Raw genomic sequence first — 20,164 nt, 5'->3', positions numbered from 1 at the left:
TTCGAGAAGCATGCCAGCCTGAAGTATAAATATGGCAATCGGAAATTTTGGGCGGAGGGCTACTACGTCAGCACAGTAGGCTTAAACGAAGCAACTGTCGCAAAATATATACGTGAACAGGAAGCACATGACCAAGCAGTTGATAAACTGAGTGTGAAAGAGTATGAAGATCCGTTCAACAGAAACAGTAGCAAGAAGAAGTAAACCAGTTTAACTGGTAAGTGAAAGTGACAAGTTACACTGAGCCTGAACAATTTTATTGTAAGGCTAGCGTCTTTAGGCGCAGTTTGGCAACAGGGGGTTATACCCCAAGTGCAAACCACCCGTTGGACGGGTGGTTTTGATTTATGAGCGGGGGGAGGGGCTTATTAGGACAGTAGCTTGCGGAATTCCGCGGTAAGCAGCGGGACGATCTCGAACAGATCGCCGACGACTCCATAATCCGCCACCTGAAAAATCGGGGCTTCCGGATCGGTATTAATCGCGACGATGACGCGCGATTGATTGATGCCGGCCAAATGCTGAATCGACCCGCTGATGCCGCAGGCAAAGTAGACCTCCGGCGTCACCACCTTGCCGGTCTGCCCGATCTGGAGTGCATAATCGCAATAGCCGGCATCGCAGGCGCCGCGGCTGGCGCCGACCGCTCCGTTCAGGACGAGAGCGAGCTGCTGCAGCGGCTTGAACCCGTCCGGGCTCTTCACGCCGCGGCCGCCGGAGACAATGATTTTCGCCTTCGCCAGATCGATGGAGCCGCTCATTTTCGTGGCGACATCCCGCACGATAGAGCGTAGCGTAGGCGGAGGATCGGGGAGAAAGCGGCGTTCCGGCACTGCTGCGGTACCCGGAAGCGGCGCTCCCGCCTGCCCGCCGGGCGGGAAATTGTTCGGCCGGATGGTGAGAACCCAGCACTTCGATGCTTGGGTGAACCGCTTCGTCTCGAACGCCTTGCCGGCATAAATCGGCCGATGGAAGGCGAAACCGTCCTCATACGCTTCGATGGAAATAACGTCGGAGATTTGACCGGACTGCAAATGGGAGGCCAGCATCGGGGCCAGATCCCGACCCATCGCCGTGTGCCCAAGCAGGATAATATCGGGCTTCTCCTGATCGACGAAGGTGCGGGCGGCCGCAAAATACGTTTCTGCCTCATAATATTGATATCGATCGTTGTCCGCTGCAACGATCATGTGGATGCCGGGAAGAGACAGCGCGTCTACGGCTTTCCCGATGGCATGCCCGATAACCAGCACGATGACGCGATCCTCGACTTTCGCCATTTGCGCGACAGCACCAAGCGCTTCCCATGTCACTTGTCTGACCTGATTGCCACGCATTTCCGCGATAACGGCAAATGTGCGTCCCATGCGGACTCACTCCTTTCGTTCCTTCTGTTCATCATTCCATAGTAATGGCGGCTCATGCCAAGCTCTACGGATGCTATATGCATTCGCTTCCCGCCTTGCCAGGCGGTTTATCTGACGCTCTTTCCGCCAGCATGTGTGCGATCCGGAAGAATAGGCTTATTTTTAAGGACGCCGAGCCTGATTTTTCGGAACTATGGGATTGGGCCGCCTTAGATCATAAATGTTCGTGGACTCGCCTCAGTGCCGGATCGCTGCTATCCATCTTATGGCTCGGACTTGAAAGTTATTTCAATTTTTCGGCGCATAAGGGGGAAAGACATTTCAATTTACCATTGGGCAACATAGGCCCGGCATTGCATTTTTTAAGCCCGAAAGACATATCCATCAAGCAGGAGGAACACGAAGCGAAACTCGGGTTTCAGCGTTCATTTTCAGCGACGGCAACCGGCGCGATGCACCGTCATCGAGCCGGGTACAGCCAACGAGATGAATTCCGCAAGAAGAAGGGGAGGGTGTCATGCATGTCATAGAGAACGGCGAACGCCCCTGGCTTCGCCATTACCCTGAAGAAGTGGCACCGACTGCCGATTATCCGAAGCACAATGTCGCGCAATTGATGATTCAAGCGGCCGTCCAGTATCCGAACCGGACAGCCGTCCATTTTATGGGGGCGAACCTGTCATATCAGGCGCTGCTGGATGCAGCCTATCGCTTCGCGAACGGCCTGCACGCCCTCGGCATCAAATCCGGGGATCGGGTGGCCCTGATGCTGCCGAACTGCCCGCACATGGTCATCGCCTATTACGGAAGCCTGCTGGCCGGCGCCGTGGTCGTCATGACCAATCCGCTCTATATGGAGGGAGAGTTGATCCACCAGCTCAATGATGCCGGTGCGAAGGTGATCGTCACCCTCGATATGCTGCTGCCGCGTGTCAGGAAGGTCAAGCGGAGCACGCCGCTGACGTACATGATTTGCGGCTCGCTGCGCGAATACTTGCCGTTCCCGCTCCGGTTCTTGTATCCGCTGAAGGCGAAGAAGGAGGGCCATTCGCTTGATATTCCGAATGAGCCGGGCCTGTTCCGCTTCAAATCATGGCTGAAAAGCAATACGCCCCAGCCTGTGCTCTGTCCGGTCGACGCGGAGAATGACATCGCGATGCTGCAATATACGGGCGGCACGACAGGCACGGCCAAAGGCGTCATGCTGACGCATTACAATCTCGTCGCGAACACGATACAGACCGCGAATTGGTGCTACAAAGCGAACAGGGGAGAGGAGAAGTTCCTGGCGGTGCTCCCTTGCTTCCATGTATTCGGATTGACGGTGCTGCTCAATCAGGCGATGCATCTGGCAGGGGAGCTCGTCCTGCTGCCCCGGTTCGATACGCTGCAGGTATTGGCCGCGATTCAGAAGAAGAAGATAACGGTTTTCCCCGGCGCGCCCACGATGTATATTGCCATCAATCACCACAAGGAAGTACAGCGCTTCGACCTGTCTTCCGTTAAAGTGTGCGTGAGCGGATCGGCGGCTCTGCCGCTGGAGGTGCAGGAGCGGTTCGAGGCGCTGACGGGCGGCCGCCTGTTCGAAGGCTACGGGCTGACGGAGGCTTCGCCGGTCACGCATGCGAACCCGATCTGGGGGCTGCGCAAGACCGGGACGATCGGAATCCCGTTCCCGGACACGGACGCGAAGGTGGTCCACCCCGAGACGTTCGATCCGCTTCCGCCCGGCGAGATTGGAGAGCTGGCGGTGAAGGGGCCGCAGGTGATGAAGGGCTATTGGAACCGGCCGGAGGATACGGCAGCCGTCCTGAAGGATGGATGGCTTTTGACCGGGGACATGGCGAAGATGGATGAAGACGGTTACTTCATGATCGTCGATCGGAAAAAAGACATGATTAACGCCAGCGGCTTCAAAGTATATCCGCGCGACGTCGAGGAGGTGCTGTTCGAGCATCACGCCGTGAAGGAGGCTGTCGTGATCGGGGTGCCCGATCCGTACCGCGGGGAGACCGTGAAGGCGTTCATCGTTCGGGCGGAAGGGGCCGGGACGACGGCAGAGGAGCTGGAAGCGTGGTGCCGGGAGCGGCTTGCCGCCTACAAAGTTCCGCGGCTGTACGAGTTCCCCGAGGAGCTGCCGAAGACGATGGTCGGCAAAGTGCTGCGCCGCCGGCTGGCGGAAGACGAGAGGCAGCGCCAGGCCGGGGGCGGACTGGCGGAACCGTCCGGATTGGGCAAGCAGGAGTAGCGCGGCGTTCGGCTGACGGGCCGGTTCGGGGGGAGCCGGCCCGTCCGGCGGACGCGGCCGGACCGCGCTTGCCGCATACGGACTAGATGGCTAGACGCGCAGGTTCAACCGAGCCCAGGACATTTTTTTGCGAGAGGAGCAAGGCCGATGAGCGGAACGGGTGGGGACGCGATGAAGCGGTGGGCGGAGCTGGAGGAGCTGGCCGCGGCGACATTCTGGGGCCATCTGGGCTGCGAGCTGGTCAGCGTCGGCGAACGGGAAACGATTGTGCGCCTGCAGGCGCGGGAGCGTCATTTGAATATGATGGGAATGGTCCATGGCGGGGTGCTTGCCTCTCTGTTGGATACTACGATGGGCATTGCCGCGTCGGCGAACCGGCCCGATGATCAGGTTGTCACGAGCAATTTGAACGTTCATTACGTTCATCCGCTGCGGGCGGGCCTGCTGGAAGTCCGGGCCCACGTCGTTCATTCCACGAACCGGACGATGACGGTATACGGGAGCGTAACGGGCGAAGACGGCCGATTAGGGACGATTGGTACGGGTTCCTTCCGGGTCAAAGGGTAATTGGCGAGTTGAACATTTGACATCAATTTGTCATAATGACGATAAGCTTATCATTACCCTTACTGGGCTGGAGAGGAGACGATTCGCGATGAAAGCGTTAGTCGTCATTGATTACACGCATGATTTTGTCATCGGCCGGCTTCCGTGCGGACAGCCGGCTATTGACATTGAACGCCGGATTGCGGAGCTGACCGAGCAATTCGCCGCCCGAGGCGAATTCGTGGTCATGGCCGTGGACGTTCACGACGAGCAGGACCCGTATCATCCGGAGACTGCGCTGTTCCCGCCGCATAATATTCGCGGGACGGAAGGCCGCGAGCTGTATGGCGCGCTGCGGGAGGTGCATGAACGCCATGCCTCGGCGATATACTGGATGGACAAAACCCGGTACAGCTCCTTTTGCGGCACCGATCTCGACATGCGGCTGCGGGCGCGCGGGGTGAAGGAAGTCCACCTGGTTGGGGTTTGCACGGATATTTGCGTGCTGCATACGGCGATTGAAGCGTATAATCTAGGTTATCGCATCGTCGTGCATGAGGATGCGGTCGCTTCATTTAATGCCGACGCGCATCGCTGGGCGCTGGAGCATGTCCGCAATACGCTGGGCGCTCAAGTCGTCAGCGGGTATTGATGGATTTGCGGCTTCGGCCGAGGATAGGCAAAGGACGTCAGAAAGAAGGATGAATAAATGAATGCATCAATGGCATTGCATACCGACAAATATCAGATCAATATGATGTATGCGCATTGGAAGCATGGCACGCACAATCAGAAAACGGTGTTCGAAGCGTTTTTCCGGAAGCTGCCCTTCCATAACGGGTACGCCGTGTTCGCCGGCCTGGAGCGGATTATCGAGTATATGGAGCAGCTCCGCTTCACGGAGGAGGATATCGCGTATTTGCGCGAACAGGAGGAGGAGTACGAAGAAGCATTTCTGCAGGAGCTGCGCAACTTTCGCTTCACCGGCAATATCGATGCGGCGAGGGAAGGAACGCTCGTATTCGCGAATGAACCGCTTATTCGCGTGGAAGGGCGCATATTCGAGACGCAGTTGATCGAGACGGCACTACTTAATTTCATGAATTTCCAGACCTTAATCGCGACGAAGGCATCCCGGATCAAATATGTGGCAGGCAATGACATTTTGATGGAATTCGGAACGAGACGGGCTCAGGAAGCGGATGCCGCCCTCTGGGGAGCGCGGGCCGCCTATTTGGCGGGCTTCCATGCGACCTCCAACATGCTGGCGGGCCGCCGTTTCGGGATCCCGACCAAGGGAACGCACGCGCATGCCTGGGTGCAGAGCTTCGAGAACGAGCAGGAGGCGTTCCAGGCATTCGCCGAGGCGCTCCCGAACCAGGTGACGCTGCTGGTGGACACCTATGATACGCTGCACAGCGGCATTCCGAACGCGATCCAGATCGGCAAGGAATTGGAGAAGCGGGGCAAGAAGCTGCAGGCGATCCGCCTTGACAGCGGCGATTTGGCGTATTTGTCGATCGAAGCCCGGCGGATGCTGGATGAGGCCGGCTTGAACGAGGTTCAGATCGTCGCTTCCAACGATTTGGACGAGTACACGATCTCGGATCTGAAGCTGCAGGGAGCACGCATAGATATGTGGGGCGTCGGCACGCAGCTGATTACCGCGGCGGATCAGCCGTCTCTCGGCGGGGTGTACAAGCTGGTATCCCGCGAGGTCGACGGGGTGATGCAGCCAACGATCAAAATCTCGGCCAATCCGGAAAAAGTGACGACACCGGGCAAGAAGGACGTTTACCGCATTATCCATAAGAAAAAGAAAAAAGCGATCGCCGATTACATCTGCCTTACGGAAGAGGATGACGTCGAGCGCCGCGCCAAGATCAAGCTGTTCGATCCGATACATCCGTATCTCCATAAATATGTCGAGCACTATGACGCCGAGAAGCTGCTGCATCCGATCTATCGGGACGGGAAGCTGGTGTATGAGCGGCCGCCGCTGGACGAGATTCGCGAATATCACCGCGAGCAGCTGCAGCTGTTCTGGCCGGAATACTTGCGCAAGACGAATCCGGAGCGCTACCATGTCGACATCAGCACGAAGGCATGGCAGCTGAAGCATGACATGATCGAGTCTTACGTGCAGGAGCAAGAGCAGCGGATGCGTATTTTGCGGGAGAACGGGGACGACGGCGCCAACGGCCATTCAGGCGAATAGAAGTCCGAAGCGGCAATGGCAACCTGGCGGGAGCCTGCGCCGGAGTGCTTGCTTGGAGATCACGGGGCGTCCTTCAACAGCCGCCTGTGGAATTCGGTCCGGTTGGCCCATAAGGTGATGAAATTCACATGCAAAGGCGGGAAGCAAGTTACGGATGTCATGAATAGCAGCAGAACCGATCGGGTGGCAACCTACTAATTTTCGATAGCGCAACAATGTATCCTACTGGATTAGCGTAACAACTCTGCGATAATCGAGGGGAAAAGGTTTGGATTATCGATAGTGCAGCATCAGGCCACGACAGTGGAACAAATCAGCGGACGGGATGTTCGATAGAGACAGACGAGATAGCGCAGACAGCCGAACTTCTCTCGTCCGGAACGGGGAGAGAGGACGATGAGTGTGAAGGATCTGGGGCAAGGACGCCGCAGCGAGCAGTTCACCCCGCCGCACGGATTTACCGCCGGCGTCGAGGGGCCTGCCTGCGACAAGGAAGGCAATCTGTACGCCGTGAATTACGAACGGGAGGGAACGATCGGCAAGGTTACGCCGGAAGGTGTCAGCAGCGTTTTTCTGGAACTCCCGGAAGGAAGCATCGCGAACGGGATTCGGTTCAATCGGGCCGGCGACATGTTCATGGCCGATTATACAAGGCACCGAATTTACCGCTATTCTTGGCAAGAGCGCCGGCTGGACGTCCTGGCGGAGGAGCCGGCGATGAATCAGCCGAATGACATCGCGATCTCATCGCGCGACGTTCTGTTCGCCAGCGATCCGAACTGGGCGGACGACACCGGGCAGCTGTGGCGGATCGATCCCGACGGGAAGACGACGCGCCTGGAAGCGGGAATGGGAACGACGAACGGAATCGAGGTCAGCCCCGACGAGCGTCTGCTGTATGTGAACGAGTCGGTGCAGCGCCGGATCTGGGTCTATGATCTGTCGGAGGACGGGAACGTATCCAATAAGCGCTTATTCCATGAGTTCCCGGATTACGGTCTTGACGGCATGCGCTGCGATGTCGAGGGCTATCTGTATGTAACCCGGTTCGGTAAAGGAACCGTAGCCATCTTGTCGCCGGCAGGAGAACTGGTCGAAGAGGTTCAACTGCTGGGCAAGGAGTGCACGAACCTGACGTTCGGAGGCGAGGATGGGCGGACCGTATATGTCACGATCAAGGATAAGGGCAATATCGAACGCTTCGCTGCCGATCGTCCGGGCCGCTGCCGGAGATTGTTCGGGCTTGTCTAGCAGCCATTGGGCGGGGGCGGCGCCGTGCTGTTGGACCAGACCGTGCCCGGGGAACCAGGCGGAGAATAAGAAGCCAATCGAATACACGGAAAAGAGGCGCCACGGGTCGTGGCTCCTCAGACTGTCGACAGTCTTTTTTCTTGGGAAGGACGGGGCCGGGGAAGGCAGAACAGGTTAGGGCATGCTGGTCCGTGCATGAAATTGCTGCACAGGCGCAGCATTTTTAACCTCAATAGGCTAAATTCCGAGAAAATCCTGCAAAATTACATTATTTCGCCATTTTGAACGCTATTTATGCCTTGCCGCAGGCTAATTGCTGTATTTTTGCAGCAATCCTATTTTCGCAACCTCGTGTCAATGAAATTGCTGCATTCTTGCAGTATTGGTGGGGCAGATGACTAGAGTCGCGGGAGATACTGCAGCTTTGGTGGAGTGGATGACTAGAACTGTAGACGTTCTGGCCGGGAACGATGGAAGATTATATGGAGATATATTTGCGAACCTACCAGACCTAGAAGGGCGTTTCGGAGCGGCTGCCCGCCAGGGCGGATCAGGATCATCACCATCCGCTCGCCGCGGCTGAATGATGAATTTTTTGCGTTCTGCCGCAGCAATCCGTGTTTGCCTGACTTCATACCGCTGCATTTCTATCCGCATGACCATATCGAGGAGGTGCTTCACGCCGAACCGGCCGCTCCGCTGCGGCTCCCGTTGCATCCGTACCGCCAAATATTGGAGGAGTCCATGGGGCTCTCTCCGAATCCGGTGTATTTGCGGGACATGCTTGCGCAGGAGATGAGGCTGCTGGCCGAGCAAAGGCTGTCCGACAAGGTTCTCACGGAAGGGAATTCGGCCGCCTATCAGGGAATTGACGAATGAACCGTGTATAAGGCGGCCTATCTCGCCAAAGCCGTTGTCGATAATCTGAAAGAGGCGCCACGGGTCGTGGCGCCTCTTCTTGCGAACGGGCAGCAGGAGGAGCGGGGAATGAATTATTTCTCGGGAAAGCGCAAAATGCTGCATCCTTCTCCATCTGGCGACCGGTGTCGACGAGCCGCGGCGGGCGGAAGCGGCGAAGCGGATCAGACGATGTCGGCTCATGGTCCCGCCATGGGGATCGGCAGAAGCGCTCTCGCAATGCGCTTGCCAAACGCGTGCGCTCGGCACGGCTTCCGCTGGCCTTCGCCTGCGGCCGCCTTTAGAGCGGACGCAGGGCAATCTGCTCCATTTGCTTTAAGCCTTCCATCATATCCAGCCATGCCTGCGGCTTATTCGGCAGCACGGCGTAATACCAATGCAGGAACTCGGCCACGAGCGAAGCCGGAACGGAACTCATCCCCTCCTGCATCGGCATGAAGCAGAGGTCGAGCCCGCTGACGGCTTCCCCGTCGTTCGACCAGGACGGGTGAACGTAAGGGAAATCGAGGCGCTCGTATCCGAGATGGGACAGCACCTCGCGCCGGACGACCGGGTCCATCGGACGTATGCCGCCGAAGGAGAAGTCGCCGACCCGGTAGGGGTCGTAGATTTCGGCGAACATGCCGATGAGCGGCTTGCCTGCCGCTTCCGCCACGCTCAGCAAATCGCGCTCGCGCTGCTTGTACAGGAAGCGGCCGATGCCGAGTCCGGGTTCGCCGATGATGGTGAAATCGGTCATCGCCACCTGCAGCGCTTTCACATAGCGGTATTCGGTCGCGCCGACGACGCGGCCGTCAAGCACGGCGACAAAGACGCGGATATCGGGATCCTCCAGCGGCTCCCGCCACAGATCGAATTCCAGCACCTCTTCCTTCGGAAAAATTTGGCCCATCAAAGCATGCATTTGGGCAAACAGCGGATCTTCGATCGATTGGATACGGACATAGCGAAGCTGGGTCATGGGGATTCAGCACCTTTCCTCATTATCTCTCTTCATCTCAATTCATCACGAATGCGCGTTCAAATGGATGGTCAATACGGACGCCGCGTTACAGGAACGGGTTGCGCCATTCCATCAGCAGGCCGTAGTTGGCCGACTGCGCATCCTCCAAATAATCGGGCACGACCGCGACGGGGGTGCGGCCGCAGCGAAGCAAAAAGCTGACGACCGGATCGCGACGCCGGCCTTCCATGACCTCCCGCACATACTGTTCGGCGCTCATCTGCTCAGCGACGGCGCCGTAGCCGGGCATGCGGGCTCCGCCCAGAAGCCGGTCCAGCCGAAGGTGGACGACCGTGGCGTACATCGCCTGCATCATCCACTGCCCGATTCCATATTTCCGGTATTCGGGGCGGACGCACAGATCGACGACATACAAGGTTCGCCCCGCCGGATCGTGGTGGCGGATATACCCGTTGTCCGTCGCCGCTTCCCAGGACAGGTGCTCGGCTTCGGCGGCAGGCGGAAGCACGAGGGCGGTCATCGAGCCGACGAGCTGCCCGTCCATCTCGGCGCAAAGCGCCCCCGCCGGAAAGCGGGATACATGCTCCCCGATTTGCTCGCGGTTCCACCACAGATCCTCGGGGAAGGGCGGCGGGAAGGAGGCGCGCTGAATGTCGATGAGCGCGTCGGCATCGGCCAGACTATAATTGCGAAGCGTCAGCCGCTTCGTGCTCCCTTCATGGAGCACATACATCGATTGGCGGAGCATTGTCGCCGCCCCCTTTACCAATCCGGGTACAGATCCGTGCGGCGATCGCGCCATGTCGTTACAGAGCCGCGTTCTCTTACCTGCTTCAGCAAGGACAGATCCAGATCCGCGGTCACGATCATATCGTTGTTGAATTCTCCTTCGACGAGAATGCCGCGCGGCGGGAACGGGATGTCGTTCGGGGCGATAACGGCCGCCTGGCCGAAATTGGCCCGCATGAAATCAACGGTCGGCAAGGAGCCGACGGTTCCGGTCGCGACGACGTATACTTGGTTCTCGATCGCCCGGGCATGGCAGCAGTAGCGGACCCGGTAGAAGCCCTGCCGGTCATCGGTGCATGACGGGCAGAAGATGACATCGGCCCCTTGGGCGCGCACCATGCGGACGATCTCGGGAAATTCGATATCATAACAGGTGAGAATGGCGATAGTGCCCTTTTCTGTATGGAAGACGCGCACGCCCTCCCCGGCCGCCATATTCCATTCCGAGACTTCGGTCGGGGTAATATGGAGCTTCGCCTGCTCCTCGACGGTGCCGTCAGGGCGGAACAGGTGAGCCATATTGTACAGCTTGCCTTCCCGCTCGATAACATGGGTGCCCCCGATCAGATACATACCGTACTGCTTGGCCAAGCGGGTGAACAGCTCAAGGTAGGCTTCGGTATAGCCCGGAAGCTCGCCGATCGCGAGCGCCTCGCGCTCTTCGGTTCCAATCGACATGAGCTGGGTCGTGATGAACTCGGGAAAGAGCAGGAATTCAGCCTCGAATTCTGCTGCGGTCCGGATATAGTGCTCTACCTGTCTCGCGAACTCATCAAAGGATGCGATCGTATGCAGATGGTACTGGACGGCAGATACGCGCATTTTCATAGGAACACCTCCAACAAGGAAAAAATAAAGATCTCTCTCATTATGACCAGAACGGCCGTGGAGAGCAACCATTTCTTGCGGGCGGGCACCTGGAGCCTGCTACCGCGGGCCGGGCCGGTTCGAAGGGCAACACAGAGCCGATCTCGTTCCGAAAAAAAGGAGGAGGCGGCCGCTATCGCGAAGCTATAGAAAGGATCATTTCGACAGGCGGAAGGGGAAGTTCATATATGACATCACAATACGGACATCATGAAGCGCAGCAGGCCTTGCCCTATCCCGGCAGCATCACGGATGTGCCGGGCATTCGGCTCGGCCATGCGCAGGACGAGGCCGCGCTGACAGGCTGCACGGCAATCTTGGCGGAGGAGGGCGCGGTTTGCGGCGTCGATGTGCGCGGCTCCGCTCCCGGCACGCGCGAGACCGAGCTGCTTCAGCCTACCGCGATGGTGCCGCATGTCCATGCGATCTGCCTGAGCGGGGGCAGCGTGTTCGGGCTCGAAGCCGCTCACGGCGTCATGCGGTATTTGTCGGAGCGGGGCATCGGGCTGGATGTCGGGGTAGGGAGGGTCCCTATCGTGCCGGGCGCGATATTGTTCGATCTCGCCATCGGCCAGCCCGATGTGACGCCGACGGCCGCCATGGGCTATGCCGCAGCGGCGTCGGCCGCTTCGTCTCCTCCGGCGCAAGGCAATGCCGGGGCGGGCATGGGAGCGACCGTCGGCAAGTATGCGGGGCCGGAACGGGCCATGAAGGGCGGCTTCGGCACCGCTTCCGTGAAGCTGCCGAACGGGCTTGTCATCGGAGCGGCGGTCGCTGTGAACGCGGTGGGCGAGATCCGGCATCCGGTGCACGGCGGGACGGCGGCGGGAGCGCGGGGCGACGAGTCGGGCAGCTTCCTCGCGCCGCTTCGCTATCTGTCCGGATTGGACAAGCCATTTGCCGCGGTGAGGCCGGGCACCAATACGACGATTGCCGTCGTCGCCTGCAACGCCAATCTGACGAAGACGGAGATGAACAAGGTGGCGGAGATGGCGCATAACGGGCTCGCGAGAACGATCTTTCCGGTGCACACGATGTTCGACGGCGATACGGTGTTCGCCATGACGACAGGGGGCGTGGACGCTTCGGTCGATCTCGCCGGCATGTGGGCCGCGGAGACGCTGGCTTACGCCATTATCAATGCGGTGACGGCGGCCGAATCCGCGGGAGGGGTTCCGGCGGCGCGCGATTGGGCGGCGCAGCCCCCGCAATAAAACGCCAAAGCGCGCCGGACAGATTGCCGGCGCGCTCAGGCTCAGGACGGGAAGATGGAGGCGATGGCTTCCTTCAACACGGAGGCGGAGTGGTGGAGCTTCTGCTTCTCCTCGTCGGTGAGATGAAGCTCGTACACATCGCGAATGCCCTGGCGGTTGACGACCGCCGGAACGCCGAGATAGACATCCTCCAGCCCATATTCTCCGGTCAGCAGCGTCGAGACCGAGAGGACGGAATTCTCGTTCTTCAGGATGGCCTTCGTGAGGCGGGCCAATCCCATGGCGATGCCGTAGTAGGTGGCTCCTTTGCGTTCGATGATGTGGTAGGCCGCGTCGCGGACATTGATGAAGATGCGGTTCAGCTCCTCATCGGTCGGCTGGCCGTGCGTCTTGCGGTAATCGGCCAGCGGCTGGCCGCCGATGCTGACGTTGCTCCATACCGGAAGCTCCGTGTCGCCATGCTCGCCCATAATATAGGCGTGGACGTTGCGCGGGTCGACTTCCAGACGCTCGCCGAGCAGATAGCGCAGCCGGGCGGTGTCCAGAATCGTGCCGGATCCGATAACGCGGCTTGCCGGCAGGCCGGAATATTTCCAGGTCGCATACGTCAGCACATCGACCGGATTCGTCGCGACAAGGAAGAGGCCATTGAAGCCGCTCTCCATGACCGATTGGACGATCGATTGGAAGATTTTCGCGTTTTTGCCGATCAGATCGAGTCTGGTTTCTCCGGGAGCCTGATTGGCCCCTGCGGTGATAACCACCAGATCAGCGTCTTTGCAGTCGCTGTAATCGCCGGCCCAAATGCGCATATTGGACGCAAACGGCAGTCCGTGATTCAAATCCATGGCGTCCCCTTCGGCCTTCGGCCGGTTGGCGTCGATGATAACCAGCTCGGCGGCCAGCCCTTGATTGAACAGGGCAAAAGCGTAACTCGAACCGACGAAGCCGGATCCGACGAGCGCTACGCGTGAAACTTTCGTGAATTCACTCATGCTGATGGTGCCTCCTTGTGTACATGTGTACGTATGTAAATTCAAGCATATACAGGGCCGTAACCAATGAATCGGCAGTCATGCTGAATATTTAAATTGTAAACAATTTGGGGGTAATAATTCAAATTCAATTGAAAATAAATCAGAAAACAGGTATTGTATAGGGTAGGGGGGTATGCTATCATGGAGGCAAGAGGTGGTGATAAGATGAGTTCCCGGGAAGACGCGCTTATCAGCAACGATGATTCAACCAACGGCATGGGGGCTGCGGCCGAGACGGACTGCCATCGTCCGGAGGCAGCGGGCGAACGGAAGAGCCATCATTCGGCCGAGATGAAGAAGAAGCTGATTCACCGTCTGAACCGCATCGAAGGGCAAGTGCGCGGCGTCAAGTCGATGATCGACAAGGATACGTATTGCGATGATGTGCTCCATCAGATCGCGTCGATTCAATCGGCGTTGTATTCCGTCGGACGGCTCCTGCTCGAAGGCCATATGAAGAGCTGCGTCGTCGAACGGCTTCAGGAAGGCGATGATGAAGTCATTGACGAGCTGCTGGTTACGATACACAAATTATTGAAATAATAGGGCGTGTTCAAAAAGGTCGGACCATTTGCGCAGCCTCTAATCCATTCTGAGGAGGAATTGACAATGACTGAAGTAACTTGGAAAGTGGAAGGCATGACATGCGGACATTGCAAGCAGGCGGTCGAGAAGGCGGTGCGGGAGGCCGGCGGCGAGGCGCAGGTCGATCTCGGCTCCAAGCAGGTGAAGATTACGTACGATGCGGCGAAGGTTCAGCCGGAGAAGATCCGCGAAGCGATCGAGGATCAAGGCTACGACGTCGTCTCCTAAGCCGGCGAACCGGAGTTGGGAGGCTCGCATCATCCGTGATACAGGAACTCCTTGCGGGGAGTTTTCTTTTTCGATTCCAATATAGGGTATAGGGGTATACTGAACAAAAGGAGTGAGACAGAATGGCATCCAAGCAGCAGACCGTCAAAATCGAAGGCATGACCTGCGCCGCTTGCGCGACCCGGATCGAAAAGGGGCTGAGCCGGATGGACGGCGTCGTGAAGGCGAACGTGAATTTGGCGGCAGAGCTAGCGACGGTGGAATATGACGACGGACAGCTCTCGCTTCAGGAGGTAACGGACAAGATCGAGAAGCTGGGCTACAAGGTTCCGGCGGAGACGCTTGATGTGGACATCGAAGGGATGACCTGCGCGGCGTGCGCGACCCGGATTGAGAAAGGGTTGAAGCGTCTGCCGGGGGTCGATTCCGCCAATGTCAATCTGGCCGCCGAATCGGCCCGCATTACCTTCACCGGCTTGCGTCCCGAAGATCTATTGCGCAAGATCGAGCAGCTCGGCTATAAGGGCAAGGTGAAGACGGGCGAAGCGGGGGCGGAGGCGGCGCCGAACCGGACTGCGGTGCGGCTGCGCAATTCGTTCATCGTCTCCGCTATCCTGTCGGTGCCGCTGCTCTGGTCGATGGCAGGGCATTTCTCCTTCACCTCGTGGATCTGGGTGCCGGAATGGTTCATGAACCCATGGGTGCAGATGATATTGGCCGCGCCCGTCCAGTTCATTATTGGCGCCCGCTTCTACAGCGGGGCGTACAAGGCGCTGCGCAACGGCAGCGCAAATATGGACGTGCTCGTGGCGCTCGGGACATCGGCGGCCTATTTCTACAGCGTCTATCTCGTATGGGAATGGGTACGGGGGGGATCTCATCATCCGGACATGTACTTCGAGACGAGTGCGGTGCTGATTACGCTTATCCTGCTCGGAAAATGGTTCGAAGCGGCGGCCAAGGGCCGCTCTTCGCAGGCGATACGCGCCTTGATCGGCCTGCGGGCGAAGACGGCCACCGTTATCCGCGACGGCATCGAGCAAGAGGTGCCGGTGGATGACGTGCAGGTCGGTGACCGCGTCATCGTGCGCCCCGGTTCGAAAATACCGGTCGACGGCATCGTGATCGATGGTACGTCGACCGTCGATGAATCGATGCTGACCGGCGAGAGCGTCCCGGTCGAGAAGCAGCCGGGCGACCGCGTGTACGGGGCGACGGTGAACGCGCAGGGCGCCTTCACGATGGAAGCGACGCAGGTCGGCGCCGAGACCGCGCTGGCGCAAATCATCCGCATCGTCGAGGAAGCGCAAGGCTCGAAGGCGCCGATACAGCGCATTGCCGACAAAATATCCGGGGTCTTCGTTCCCATCGTCGTCGGTATCGCCGTCATCGTCTTCGGCCTCTGGTACTTCGCCATTGCGCCGGGCAACTTCGGGGAGGCGCTGGAGAAGCTGATTGCCGTGCTCGTGATCGCCTGTCCTTGCGCATTGGGTCTGGCTACGCCGACCTCGATCATGGCGGGAACGGGGCGTGCCGCGGAATACGGGATCCTCTTCCGCGGAGGCGAGCAGCTGGAAGGGGCGTACCGGGTCCAGACCGTCGTGCTTGACAAGACGGGCACCGTCACCGAGGGCGAGCCTTCCCTGACCGATTTCATCGTGATCGATCCGGAACGAGAGCAAGAGCTGGCGATCTGGGTCGCAGCCGCCGAACGGCGGTCCGAGCACCCGCTCGCCCAGGCGATCGTGAAGGGCCTTGACGCCCGCGGCCTGGCGGCCATCACGCCGGAATCGTTCCAGGCGGAGCCCGGCTTCGGCATTATGGCCCGGGTTGACGGGCATGAGATCGTCATCGGCACGCGGAACCTGCTGCGGAAGCAGGGCATTGATGCGGCGGAAGCCGAAGCGGAGCTGCAGCGGCTGGAGATCGAAGGCAAGACGGCGATGCTCTTCGCGGTTGACGGGCGCTGGGAAGGGATCGTGGCCGTAGCGGATCAGGTGAAGGCATCATCGAAGGCCGCGATCAGCCGCCTGCACGGCATGGGCATCCGCGTCGTCATGATGACGGGGGACAATGAGCGAACGGCGCGTGCCATCGCCGCCCAGGTCGGGCTGGACGACGTGTTCGCCGAGGTCCTTCCCGAACAGAAGGCGCAGCATGTCCGCGAGCTGCAGCAGAATGGCGCCGTCGTCGCCATGGTGGGCGACGGCATCAACGACGCGCCGGCGCTCGCGGCGGCGGATATCGGGTTCGCAATCGGCACGGGCACGGATGTGGCCATGGAGACGGCCGGCGTGACGCTGATGCGCGGAGACTTGAACGGCATCGCCGACGCGATGGAGATGAGCCGGCGGACGATGCGGAATATCAAGCAGAATCTGTTCTGGGCGCTCGTCTACAACAGTCTCGGCATCCCGGTGGCGGCGGCCGGCCTGCTGGCTCCTTGGCTTGCGGGAGCGGCGATGGCCTTCAGCTCCGTATCGGTCGTGCTCAATGCGCTCCGGCTGCAGCGCGTCAAGCTGTAACCGGAAAGTCGAGGTTTTCAACGCCGTGCCCGCATGGTATGATCGGATTACGGTCATTAGAATGAGGGGGAACGAGCATGCACTTACGGGTGACAGCGGAAGCGATTCAACGCTTTCAATCAGATTGGGGCTATTCAGCAGGGGATACCGTGCGCATCTTCGTGCGATACAGCGGATTCAGCGCATCCGGTCCCTATTCCTTCGGGATTATGAAGGATCAGCCGCGGCATCCGGCGGTGTCGGAGACCGTAGAGGGAATTACGTTCTTCATGGAGGAGAACGATCTGTGGTTCCTGGACAACCGCGAGCTGGTGCTGGATGCGAACGGCGAGGATATCGTCATCGTCCATGACGGAATGACGATCTGACGGGCAAGTCCGCGACAGGGAACCATTGGCAAAAAGTACTTGTCATTCCGCGCGCTTGCGTATATAATCATTCTCAATCGGACTGCGGCCTGTGCTGAGGCGCAGTCCGATTCAACAACATAAGGGGAACAGGTGCTTTGCGTAACGGCAGAGCTTAATAGGGAAGCCGGTTCGAAGCCGGCGCGGTCCCGCCACTGTAACAGACGAGGTGCGGCTTGGAAAGCCACTGGTCGAACGACCGGGAAGGCTGCCGCCACCGATGACGCTGAAGCCAGGAGACCTGCCTGTTCTGACAGCACTGTTTGTACCTACGGGAGATAGGGAAGTGTTCGTAGACTGGATAACTCGGTTCGCATGCACGCATGTGCCAGGTCGGGTCTTATTCATTGCTCCGTTATGGACGTTTGCGGACATCTCTATGCCTATGGCAGAGATGTCCTTTTTTGCGCATAAGGATAGCGGCCATCTGCGTCCAGGCCGGGGACAGCCGGTCCAGAAGGAGCGTAAAGACCTGCGGCAGGGGTGCATTGCGATTTTAATTCCTTGTTAACAGATAAGAATTATTGATTTAATAGTCCCTGTACTCCCGGTAGGAAGTTCCGCATTAAGGAGAGGAGACGCGACATGGCGAAAGGGCAAGTGATGACGAGTGTGTCCGGGTATCCGCGCATCGGATACGACCGGGAGTGGAAGAAGGCGTTGGAGCAGTATTGGGCAGGCAAGCTGACGCGAGGCGAGCTGGAGGCGGAGATGGAGCGGATCGAGCTGCTTCGTCTCGCGAAGCTGAAGGAGGAAGGCATCGACTATATTCCGGTCAATGATTTCTCCTGGTACGATCATGTTCTCGACATGACGGCCATGTTCGGACTGATCCCGGAGCGGTTCGGCTATGAGGGCGGACCGGTTACGGCGGACTTGATGTTCGCGCTTGCGCGGGGCACGGAGAAAGCGGTCGCCTGCGAGATGACCAAATGGTTCAACACGAACTACCATTATATCGTTCCGGAATGGGAAGGGAAGGGGCCGGTGCTGACCGAGAACCGGCCGCTCGCCTCGTACCGGAAAGCGAAGGAGAAGCTGGGCATCGAAGGGAAGCCGATCCTAGTCGGCCCGTACACCTATGTCCGCTTCATCAAAGGCATCCCGCAAGGCGAGCGCCGGCAGGTGCTTGATCAGTTCGCCGAGGTGTACGGACGGATGTTGCATGAGCTGGAGGCGGAAGGGGTCTCCTGCGTGCAGCTCGATGAGCCGGCGTTCGTGAGGCCGATGACGGCGGACGATTGGCAGGCGGCCCAAGCCGTGTACGAGCGGCTCCGCCAAGCGGCGCCGGGCTTGACCCTCTGGGTGCAGACATACTTCGATTCGGTCTCGGGACTCGATTCGTTCCTGCAGCTCCCGGCCGATGTCTGCGGCCTCGACTTCGTTCACGGGAGGGAGCGGAACGAAGCGGCGCTTCGCCAGACCGGGGTTCCGACCGGGAAACGCATCGCCTTCGGCATCATCGACGGTCGCAATATTTGGCGGACCGACCTGCTTGCCGCGGCAACCTGGCTGGAGTCGATTGAGCCGATCGTGCCGCGCTCGCACTGGATCGTGCAGCCGTCCTGCAGTCTGCTGCACGTGCCGTTGACGGCAGAGCGGGAGCAAGATCTGCCGGGCTATATTCGCGGCGCGCTCGCGTTCGCGGACGAGAAGCTGGCCGAGACGGCGCGTCTGGCCGCCCATCTGTCCGAGCCGACGGCGGAGAGCGCCGCGCAGTTGGCAGCGAGCGCGGCCGACGTGCTCGCCTGGCGCGAGGAGCCGGCGCGGAAGCGTCCGCAGGCCGTCGAGGCGGTGGAGCGCCTCATCCGGGAGGCGGAGGCCGATGGCGGCCGCCGCGCGCCGTATGAGCAGCGTCGCGAGGCGCATCGCCGCCGTTGGCCGGAGCTGCCGCTGCTGCCGACGACGACGATCGGCAGTCTTCCGCAGACGGCCGAGATTCGCAAGGCGCGGCTCCGCTTCCGCAAGGGAGAATGGAGCGCCGAGGCGTATGAGTCGTTCCTGCGCCAAGAAATCGGGCGTTGGCTGCGGATTCAGGAAGAGATTGGCCTCGATGTGCTTGTGCACGGGGAATTTGAGCGGACGGACATGGTCGAATATTTCGGGGAGAAGCTGGCCGGCTTCGTCTTCACGAAGTTCGGATGGGTGCAGTCATATGGCTCCCGCTGTGTCAAGCCGCCGATTCTGTACGGCGATGTCGCCTTCCGCGAAGCGATGACCGTCGCGGAGACGGCATATGCCCAATCATTGACGAAGCGTCCCGTGAAGGGAATGCTTACCGGGCCGGTCACGATTCTCAACTGGTCCTTCGTGCGCGACGACGTTCCGCGCGAGCAGTGCGCTTATCAGCTGGCTTACGCGCTGCGCCAGGAGATTCGGGAGCTGGAGCAGGCGGGAATCGGCATGATCCAGGTCGATGAGCCGGCCGTGAAGGAAGGGATGCCCCTGAAGCCGGAGGATGCGGCGCGCTACCGGGAATGGGCGGTGCTCGCGTTCCTGCTGGCGACGAACGGAGCCGGTCCGGATACGCAGATTCATACGCATATGTGCTATTGCGACTTCTCCGATATGGTGGAGACGATTCGCCGCATGGATGCGGATGTTATCTCGCTGGAGACGGCGCGCAGCGGCGGTGACATGGTCGACACGCTGCGGAAGGAGCGGTATGAGCTCGGCATTGGGCTGGGCGTCTATGATATTCACAGCCCGCGCGTTCCGTCGGTCGAGGAGATCGGACGGTTCATCGAGACCGCGCTGACGGTGCTGCCTGCCGAGTCGTTCTGGATCAACCCGGATTGCGGACTCAAGACGCGCAATGAGCCGGAGACCGTTGCTGCGCTCAAGCATATGGTGGAAGCGACGGTGTCGGTCCGGCAGGCCCGTTCCGCGTCGGCGAAGCGGTAAGCGGGGCGGGGGCCGGGTACGGGCGAGCCAGCTATTGGCGGGTCGGCCACGGGCGGGGCGGGCTGCGGCTGGCGGCTCACGACGAATCTGCGAGTG

At 59.6% G+C, this 20,164-nt stretch carries 19 protein-coding genes and 1 riboswitch; of the genes, 14 read left to right on the top strand and 5 right to left on the bottom strand.

Annotated elements, in window-relative coordinates:
* A partial coding sequence (locus ABD76_RS04285; RefSeq protein WP_197254502.1) for a transposase occupies nucleotides 1–204 on the top strand: 204 nt, incomplete at its 5' end.
* Nucleotides 205–368: 164 nt separating this feature from the next.
* On the opposite strand, the gene ABD76_RS04280 is transcribed toward ABD76_RS04285, so the two are convergent.
* The gene (locus ABD76_RS04280) at nucleotides 369–1,367 is read right to left on the bottom strand and encodes an electron transfer flavoprotein subunit alpha/FixB family protein (protein ID WP_197254500.1); all 999 of its coding nucleotides are present in this window, start codon (nucleotides 1,365–1,367) and stop codon (nucleotides 369–371) included.
* A gap of 517 nt (nucleotides 1,368–1,884) precedes the next feature.
* On the opposite strand from ABD76_RS04280, the gene ABD76_RS04275 reads away from it, so the two are divergent.
* The 7 genes from ABD76_RS04275 to ABD76_RS04245 all read left to right on the top strand — a co-directional run bounded on the left by ABD76_RS04275 (nucleotide 1,885) and on the right by ABD76_RS04245 (nucleotide 8,509).
* On the top strand, nucleotides 1,885–3,615 hold the full coding sequence (locus ABD76_RS04275) for a long-chain-fatty-acid--CoA ligase (RefSeq protein ID WP_197254498.1): 1,731 nt from the start codon (nucleotides 1,885–1,887) through the stop codon (nucleotides 3,613–3,615).
* Between the two features lie 147 nt (nucleotides 3,616–3,762).
* Complete coding sequence (locus ABD76_RS04270; protein WP_197254497.1) at nucleotides 3,763–4,182, top strand: PaaI family thioesterase; 420 nt, start codon at nucleotides 3,763–3,765, stop codon at nucleotides 4,180–4,182.
* A gap of 88 nt (nucleotides 4,183–4,270) precedes the next feature.
* The gene (locus tag ABD76_RS04265; RefSeq protein ID WP_197254495.1) at nucleotides 4,271–4,813 is read left to right on the top strand and encodes a cysteine hydrolase family protein; all 543 of its coding nucleotides are present in this window, start codon (nucleotides 4,271–4,273) and stop codon (nucleotides 4,811–4,813) included.
* Nucleotides 4,814–4,870: 57 nt separating this feature from the next.
* A complete protein-coding gene (locus ABD76_RS04260; protein WP_197254494.1) occupies nucleotides 4,871–6,379 on the top strand; it encodes a nicotinate phosphoribosyltransferase in 1,509 nt (502 codons plus the stop codon).
* A 15-nt stretch (nucleotides 6,380–6,394) separates the two neighbouring features.
* On the top strand, nucleotides 6,395–6,577 hold the full coding sequence (locus ABD76_RS04255) for a hypothetical protein (protein ID WP_197254493.1): 183 nt from the start codon (nucleotides 6,395–6,397) through the stop codon (nucleotides 6,575–6,577).
* 198 nt (nucleotides 6,578–6,775) lie between these two features.
* A complete protein-coding gene (locus ABD76_RS04250) occupies nucleotides 6,776–7,630 on the top strand; it encodes an SMP-30/gluconolactonase/LRE family protein (RefSeq protein ID WP_197254492.1) in 855 nt (284 codons plus the stop codon).
* 621 nt (nucleotides 7,631–8,251) lie between these two features.
* Nucleotides 8,252–8,509: a hypothetical protein gene (locus tag ABD76_RS04245; protein WP_197254491.1), complete on the top strand. Its 258-nt coding sequence runs from the start codon at nucleotides 8,252–8,254 to the stop codon at nucleotides 8,507–8,509.
* A 319-nt stretch (nucleotides 8,510–8,828) separates the two neighbouring features.
* Here the strand turns inward: ABD76_RS04245 and ABD76_RS04240 are convergent, their stop codons facing one another.
* The 3 genes from ABD76_RS04240 to ABD76_RS04230 all read right to left on the bottom strand — a co-directional run bounded on the left by ABD76_RS04240 (nucleotide 8,829) and on the right by ABD76_RS04230 (nucleotide 11,129).
* Nucleotides 8,829–9,509 carry a GNAT family N-acetyltransferase gene (locus tag ABD76_RS04240; protein ID WP_197254490.1) on the bottom strand — a complete coding sequence of 227 codons (681 nt, stop codon included), beginning with the start codon at nucleotides 9,507–9,509 and terminating at the stop codon, nucleotides 8,829–8,831.
* 88 nt (nucleotides 9,510–9,597) lie between these two features.
* Nucleotides 9,598–10,260 (bottom strand): GNAT family N-acetyltransferase, encoded by a 663-nt coding sequence (locus tag ABD76_RS04235; protein WP_197254489.1) that lies wholly within the window; start codon nucleotides 10,258–10,260, stop codon nucleotides 9,598–9,600.
* 14 nt (nucleotides 10,261–10,274) lie between these two features.
* Nucleotides 10,275–11,129, bottom strand: coding sequence for a carbon-nitrogen hydrolase family protein (locus ABD76_RS04230; protein WP_197254486.1), 855 nt, complete (start codon nucleotides 11,127–11,129; stop codon nucleotides 10,275–10,277).
* 227 nt (nucleotides 11,130–11,356) lie between these two features.
* On the opposite strand from ABD76_RS04230, the gene ABD76_RS04225 reads away from it, so the two are divergent.
* Entirely contained in the window at nucleotides 11,357–12,382 is a 1,026-nt protein-coding gene (locus tag ABD76_RS04225; protein WP_197254485.1) for a P1 family peptidase, read from the top strand.
* 41 nt (nucleotides 12,383–12,423) lie between these two features.
* Here the strand turns inward: ABD76_RS04225 and ABD76_RS04220 are convergent, their stop codons facing one another.
* Nucleotides 12,424–13,377, bottom strand: a complete 954-nt coding sequence (locus ABD76_RS04220) for an L-lactate dehydrogenase (RefSeq protein ID WP_197254484.1) — start codon at nucleotides 13,375–13,377, stop codon at nucleotides 12,424–12,426.
* 258 nt (nucleotides 13,378–13,635) lie between these two features.
* Between ABD76_RS04220 and ABD76_RS04215 the strand changes: the two genes are divergently transcribed.
* The 5 genes from ABD76_RS04215 to metE all read left to right on the top strand — a co-directional run bounded on the left by ABD76_RS04215 (nucleotide 13,636) and on the right by metE (nucleotide 20,068).
* Entirely contained in the window at nucleotides 13,636–13,962 is a 327-nt protein-coding gene (locus ABD76_RS04215) for a metal-sensitive transcriptional regulator (RefSeq protein WP_197254511.1), read from the top strand.
* A gap of 66 nt (nucleotides 13,963–14,028) precedes the next feature.
* Entirely contained in the window at nucleotides 14,029–14,232 is a 204-nt protein-coding gene (locus ABD76_RS04210; RefSeq protein ID WP_197254483.1) for a copper ion binding protein, read from the top strand.
* A gap of 122 nt (nucleotides 14,233–14,354) precedes the next feature.
* Complete coding sequence (locus tag ABD76_RS04205) at nucleotides 14,355–16,757, top strand: heavy metal translocating P-type ATPase (protein ID WP_197254482.1); 2,403 nt, start codon at nucleotides 14,355–14,357, stop codon at nucleotides 16,755–16,757.
* A 77-nt stretch (nucleotides 16,758–16,834) separates the two neighbouring features.
* Nucleotides 16,835–17,125: a HesB/YadR/YfhF family protein gene (locus ABD76_RS04200; RefSeq protein WP_168179659.1), complete on the top strand. Its 291-nt coding sequence runs from the start codon at nucleotides 16,835–16,837 to the stop codon at nucleotides 17,123–17,125.
* 113 nt (nucleotides 17,126–17,238) lie between these two features.
* Nucleotides 17,239–17,427: riboswitch (cobalamin riboswitch) on the top strand.
* A 322-nt stretch (nucleotides 17,428–17,749) separates the two neighbouring features.
* The gene (metE, locus tag ABD76_RS04195; protein ID WP_197254481.1) at nucleotides 17,750–20,068 is read left to right on the top strand and encodes a 5-methyltetrahydropteroyltriglutamate--homocysteine S-methyltransferase; all 2,319 of its coding nucleotides are present in this window, start codon (nucleotides 17,750–17,752) and stop codon (nucleotides 20,066–20,068) included.
* Nucleotides 20,069–20,164: the final 96 nt, after the last annotated feature.

This window comes from Paenibacillus dendritiformis, assembly GCF_015845845.1.
Taxonomy (GTDB): Bacteria; Bacillota; Bacilli; order Paenibacillales; family Paenibacillaceae; genus Paenibacillus_B; species Paenibacillus_B dendritiformis_C.
Note: the sequence above shows the minus strand (reverse complement) of the source record. Positions and strands in the feature narration are given on the sequence as shown.

Excerpts from the sequence above, each read along its gene's own strand:
- ABD76_RS04235 (WP_197254489.1), bottom strand. The coding sequence starts at position 10,260 with ATGCTCCGCCAATCGATGTATGTGCTCCATGAAGGGAGCACGAAGCGG.
- ABD76_RS04200 (WP_168179659.1), top strand. The coding sequence starts at position 16,835 with ATGCACTTACGGGTGACAGCGGAAGCGATTCAACGCTTTCAATCAGAT.
- ABD76_RS04240 (WP_197254490.1), bottom strand. The coding sequence starts at position 9,509 with ATGACCCAGCTTCGCTATGTCCGTATCCAATCGATCGAAGATCCGCTG.
- ABD76_RS04220 (WP_197254484.1), bottom strand. The coding sequence starts at position 13,377 with ATGAGTGAATTCACGAAAGTTTCACGCGTAGCGCTCGTCGGATCCGGC.
- ABD76_RS04215 (WP_197254511.1), top strand. The coding sequence starts at position 13,636 with ATGGGGGCTGCGGCCGAGACGGACTGCCATCGTCCGGAGGCAGCGGGC.
- ABD76_RS04275 (WP_197254498.1), top strand. The coding sequence starts at position 1,885 with ATGCATGTCATAGAGAACGGCGAACGCCCCTGGCTTCGCCATTACCCT.
- ABD76_RS04250 (WP_197254492.1), top strand. The coding sequence starts at position 6,776 with ATGAGTGTGAAGGATCTGGGGCAAGGACGCCGCAGCGAGCAGTTCACC.
- metE (WP_197254481.1), top strand. The coding sequence starts at position 17,750 with ATGGCGAAAGGGCAAGTGATGACGAGTGTGTCCGGGTATCCGCGCATC.
- ABD76_RS04260 (WP_197254494.1), top strand. The coding sequence starts at position 4,871 with ATGAATGCATCAATGGCATTGCATACCGACAAATATCAGATCAATATG.
- ABD76_RS04230 (WP_197254486.1), bottom strand. The coding sequence starts at position 11,129 with ATGAAAATGCGCGTATCTGCCGTCCAGTACCATCTGCATACGATCGCA.
- ABD76_RS04225 (WP_197254485.1), top strand. The coding sequence starts at position 11,357 with ATGACATCACAATACGGACATCATGAAGCGCAGCAGGCCTTGCCCTAT.
- ABD76_RS04255 (WP_197254493.1), top strand. The coding sequence starts at position 6,395 with ATGGCAACCTGGCGGGAGCCTGCGCCGGAGTGCTTGCTTGGAGATCAC.
- ABD76_RS04205 (WP_197254482.1), top strand. The coding sequence starts at position 14,355 with ATGGCATCCAAGCAGCAGACCGTCAAAATCGAAGGCATGACCTGCGCC.
- ABD76_RS04270 (WP_197254497.1), top strand. The coding sequence starts at position 3,763 with ATGAGCGGAACGGGTGGGGACGCGATGAAGCGGTGGGCGGAGCTGGAG.
- ABD76_RS04210 (WP_197254483.1), top strand. The coding sequence starts at position 14,029 with ATGACTGAAGTAACTTGGAAAGTGGAAGGCATGACATGCGGACATTGC.
- ABD76_RS04280 (WP_197254500.1), bottom strand. The coding sequence starts at position 1,367 with ATGGGACGCACATTTGCCGTTATCGCGGAAATGCGTGGCAATCAGGTC.
- ABD76_RS04265 (WP_197254495.1), top strand. The coding sequence starts at position 4,271 with ATGAAAGCGTTAGTCGTCATTGATTACACGCATGATTTTGTCATCGGC.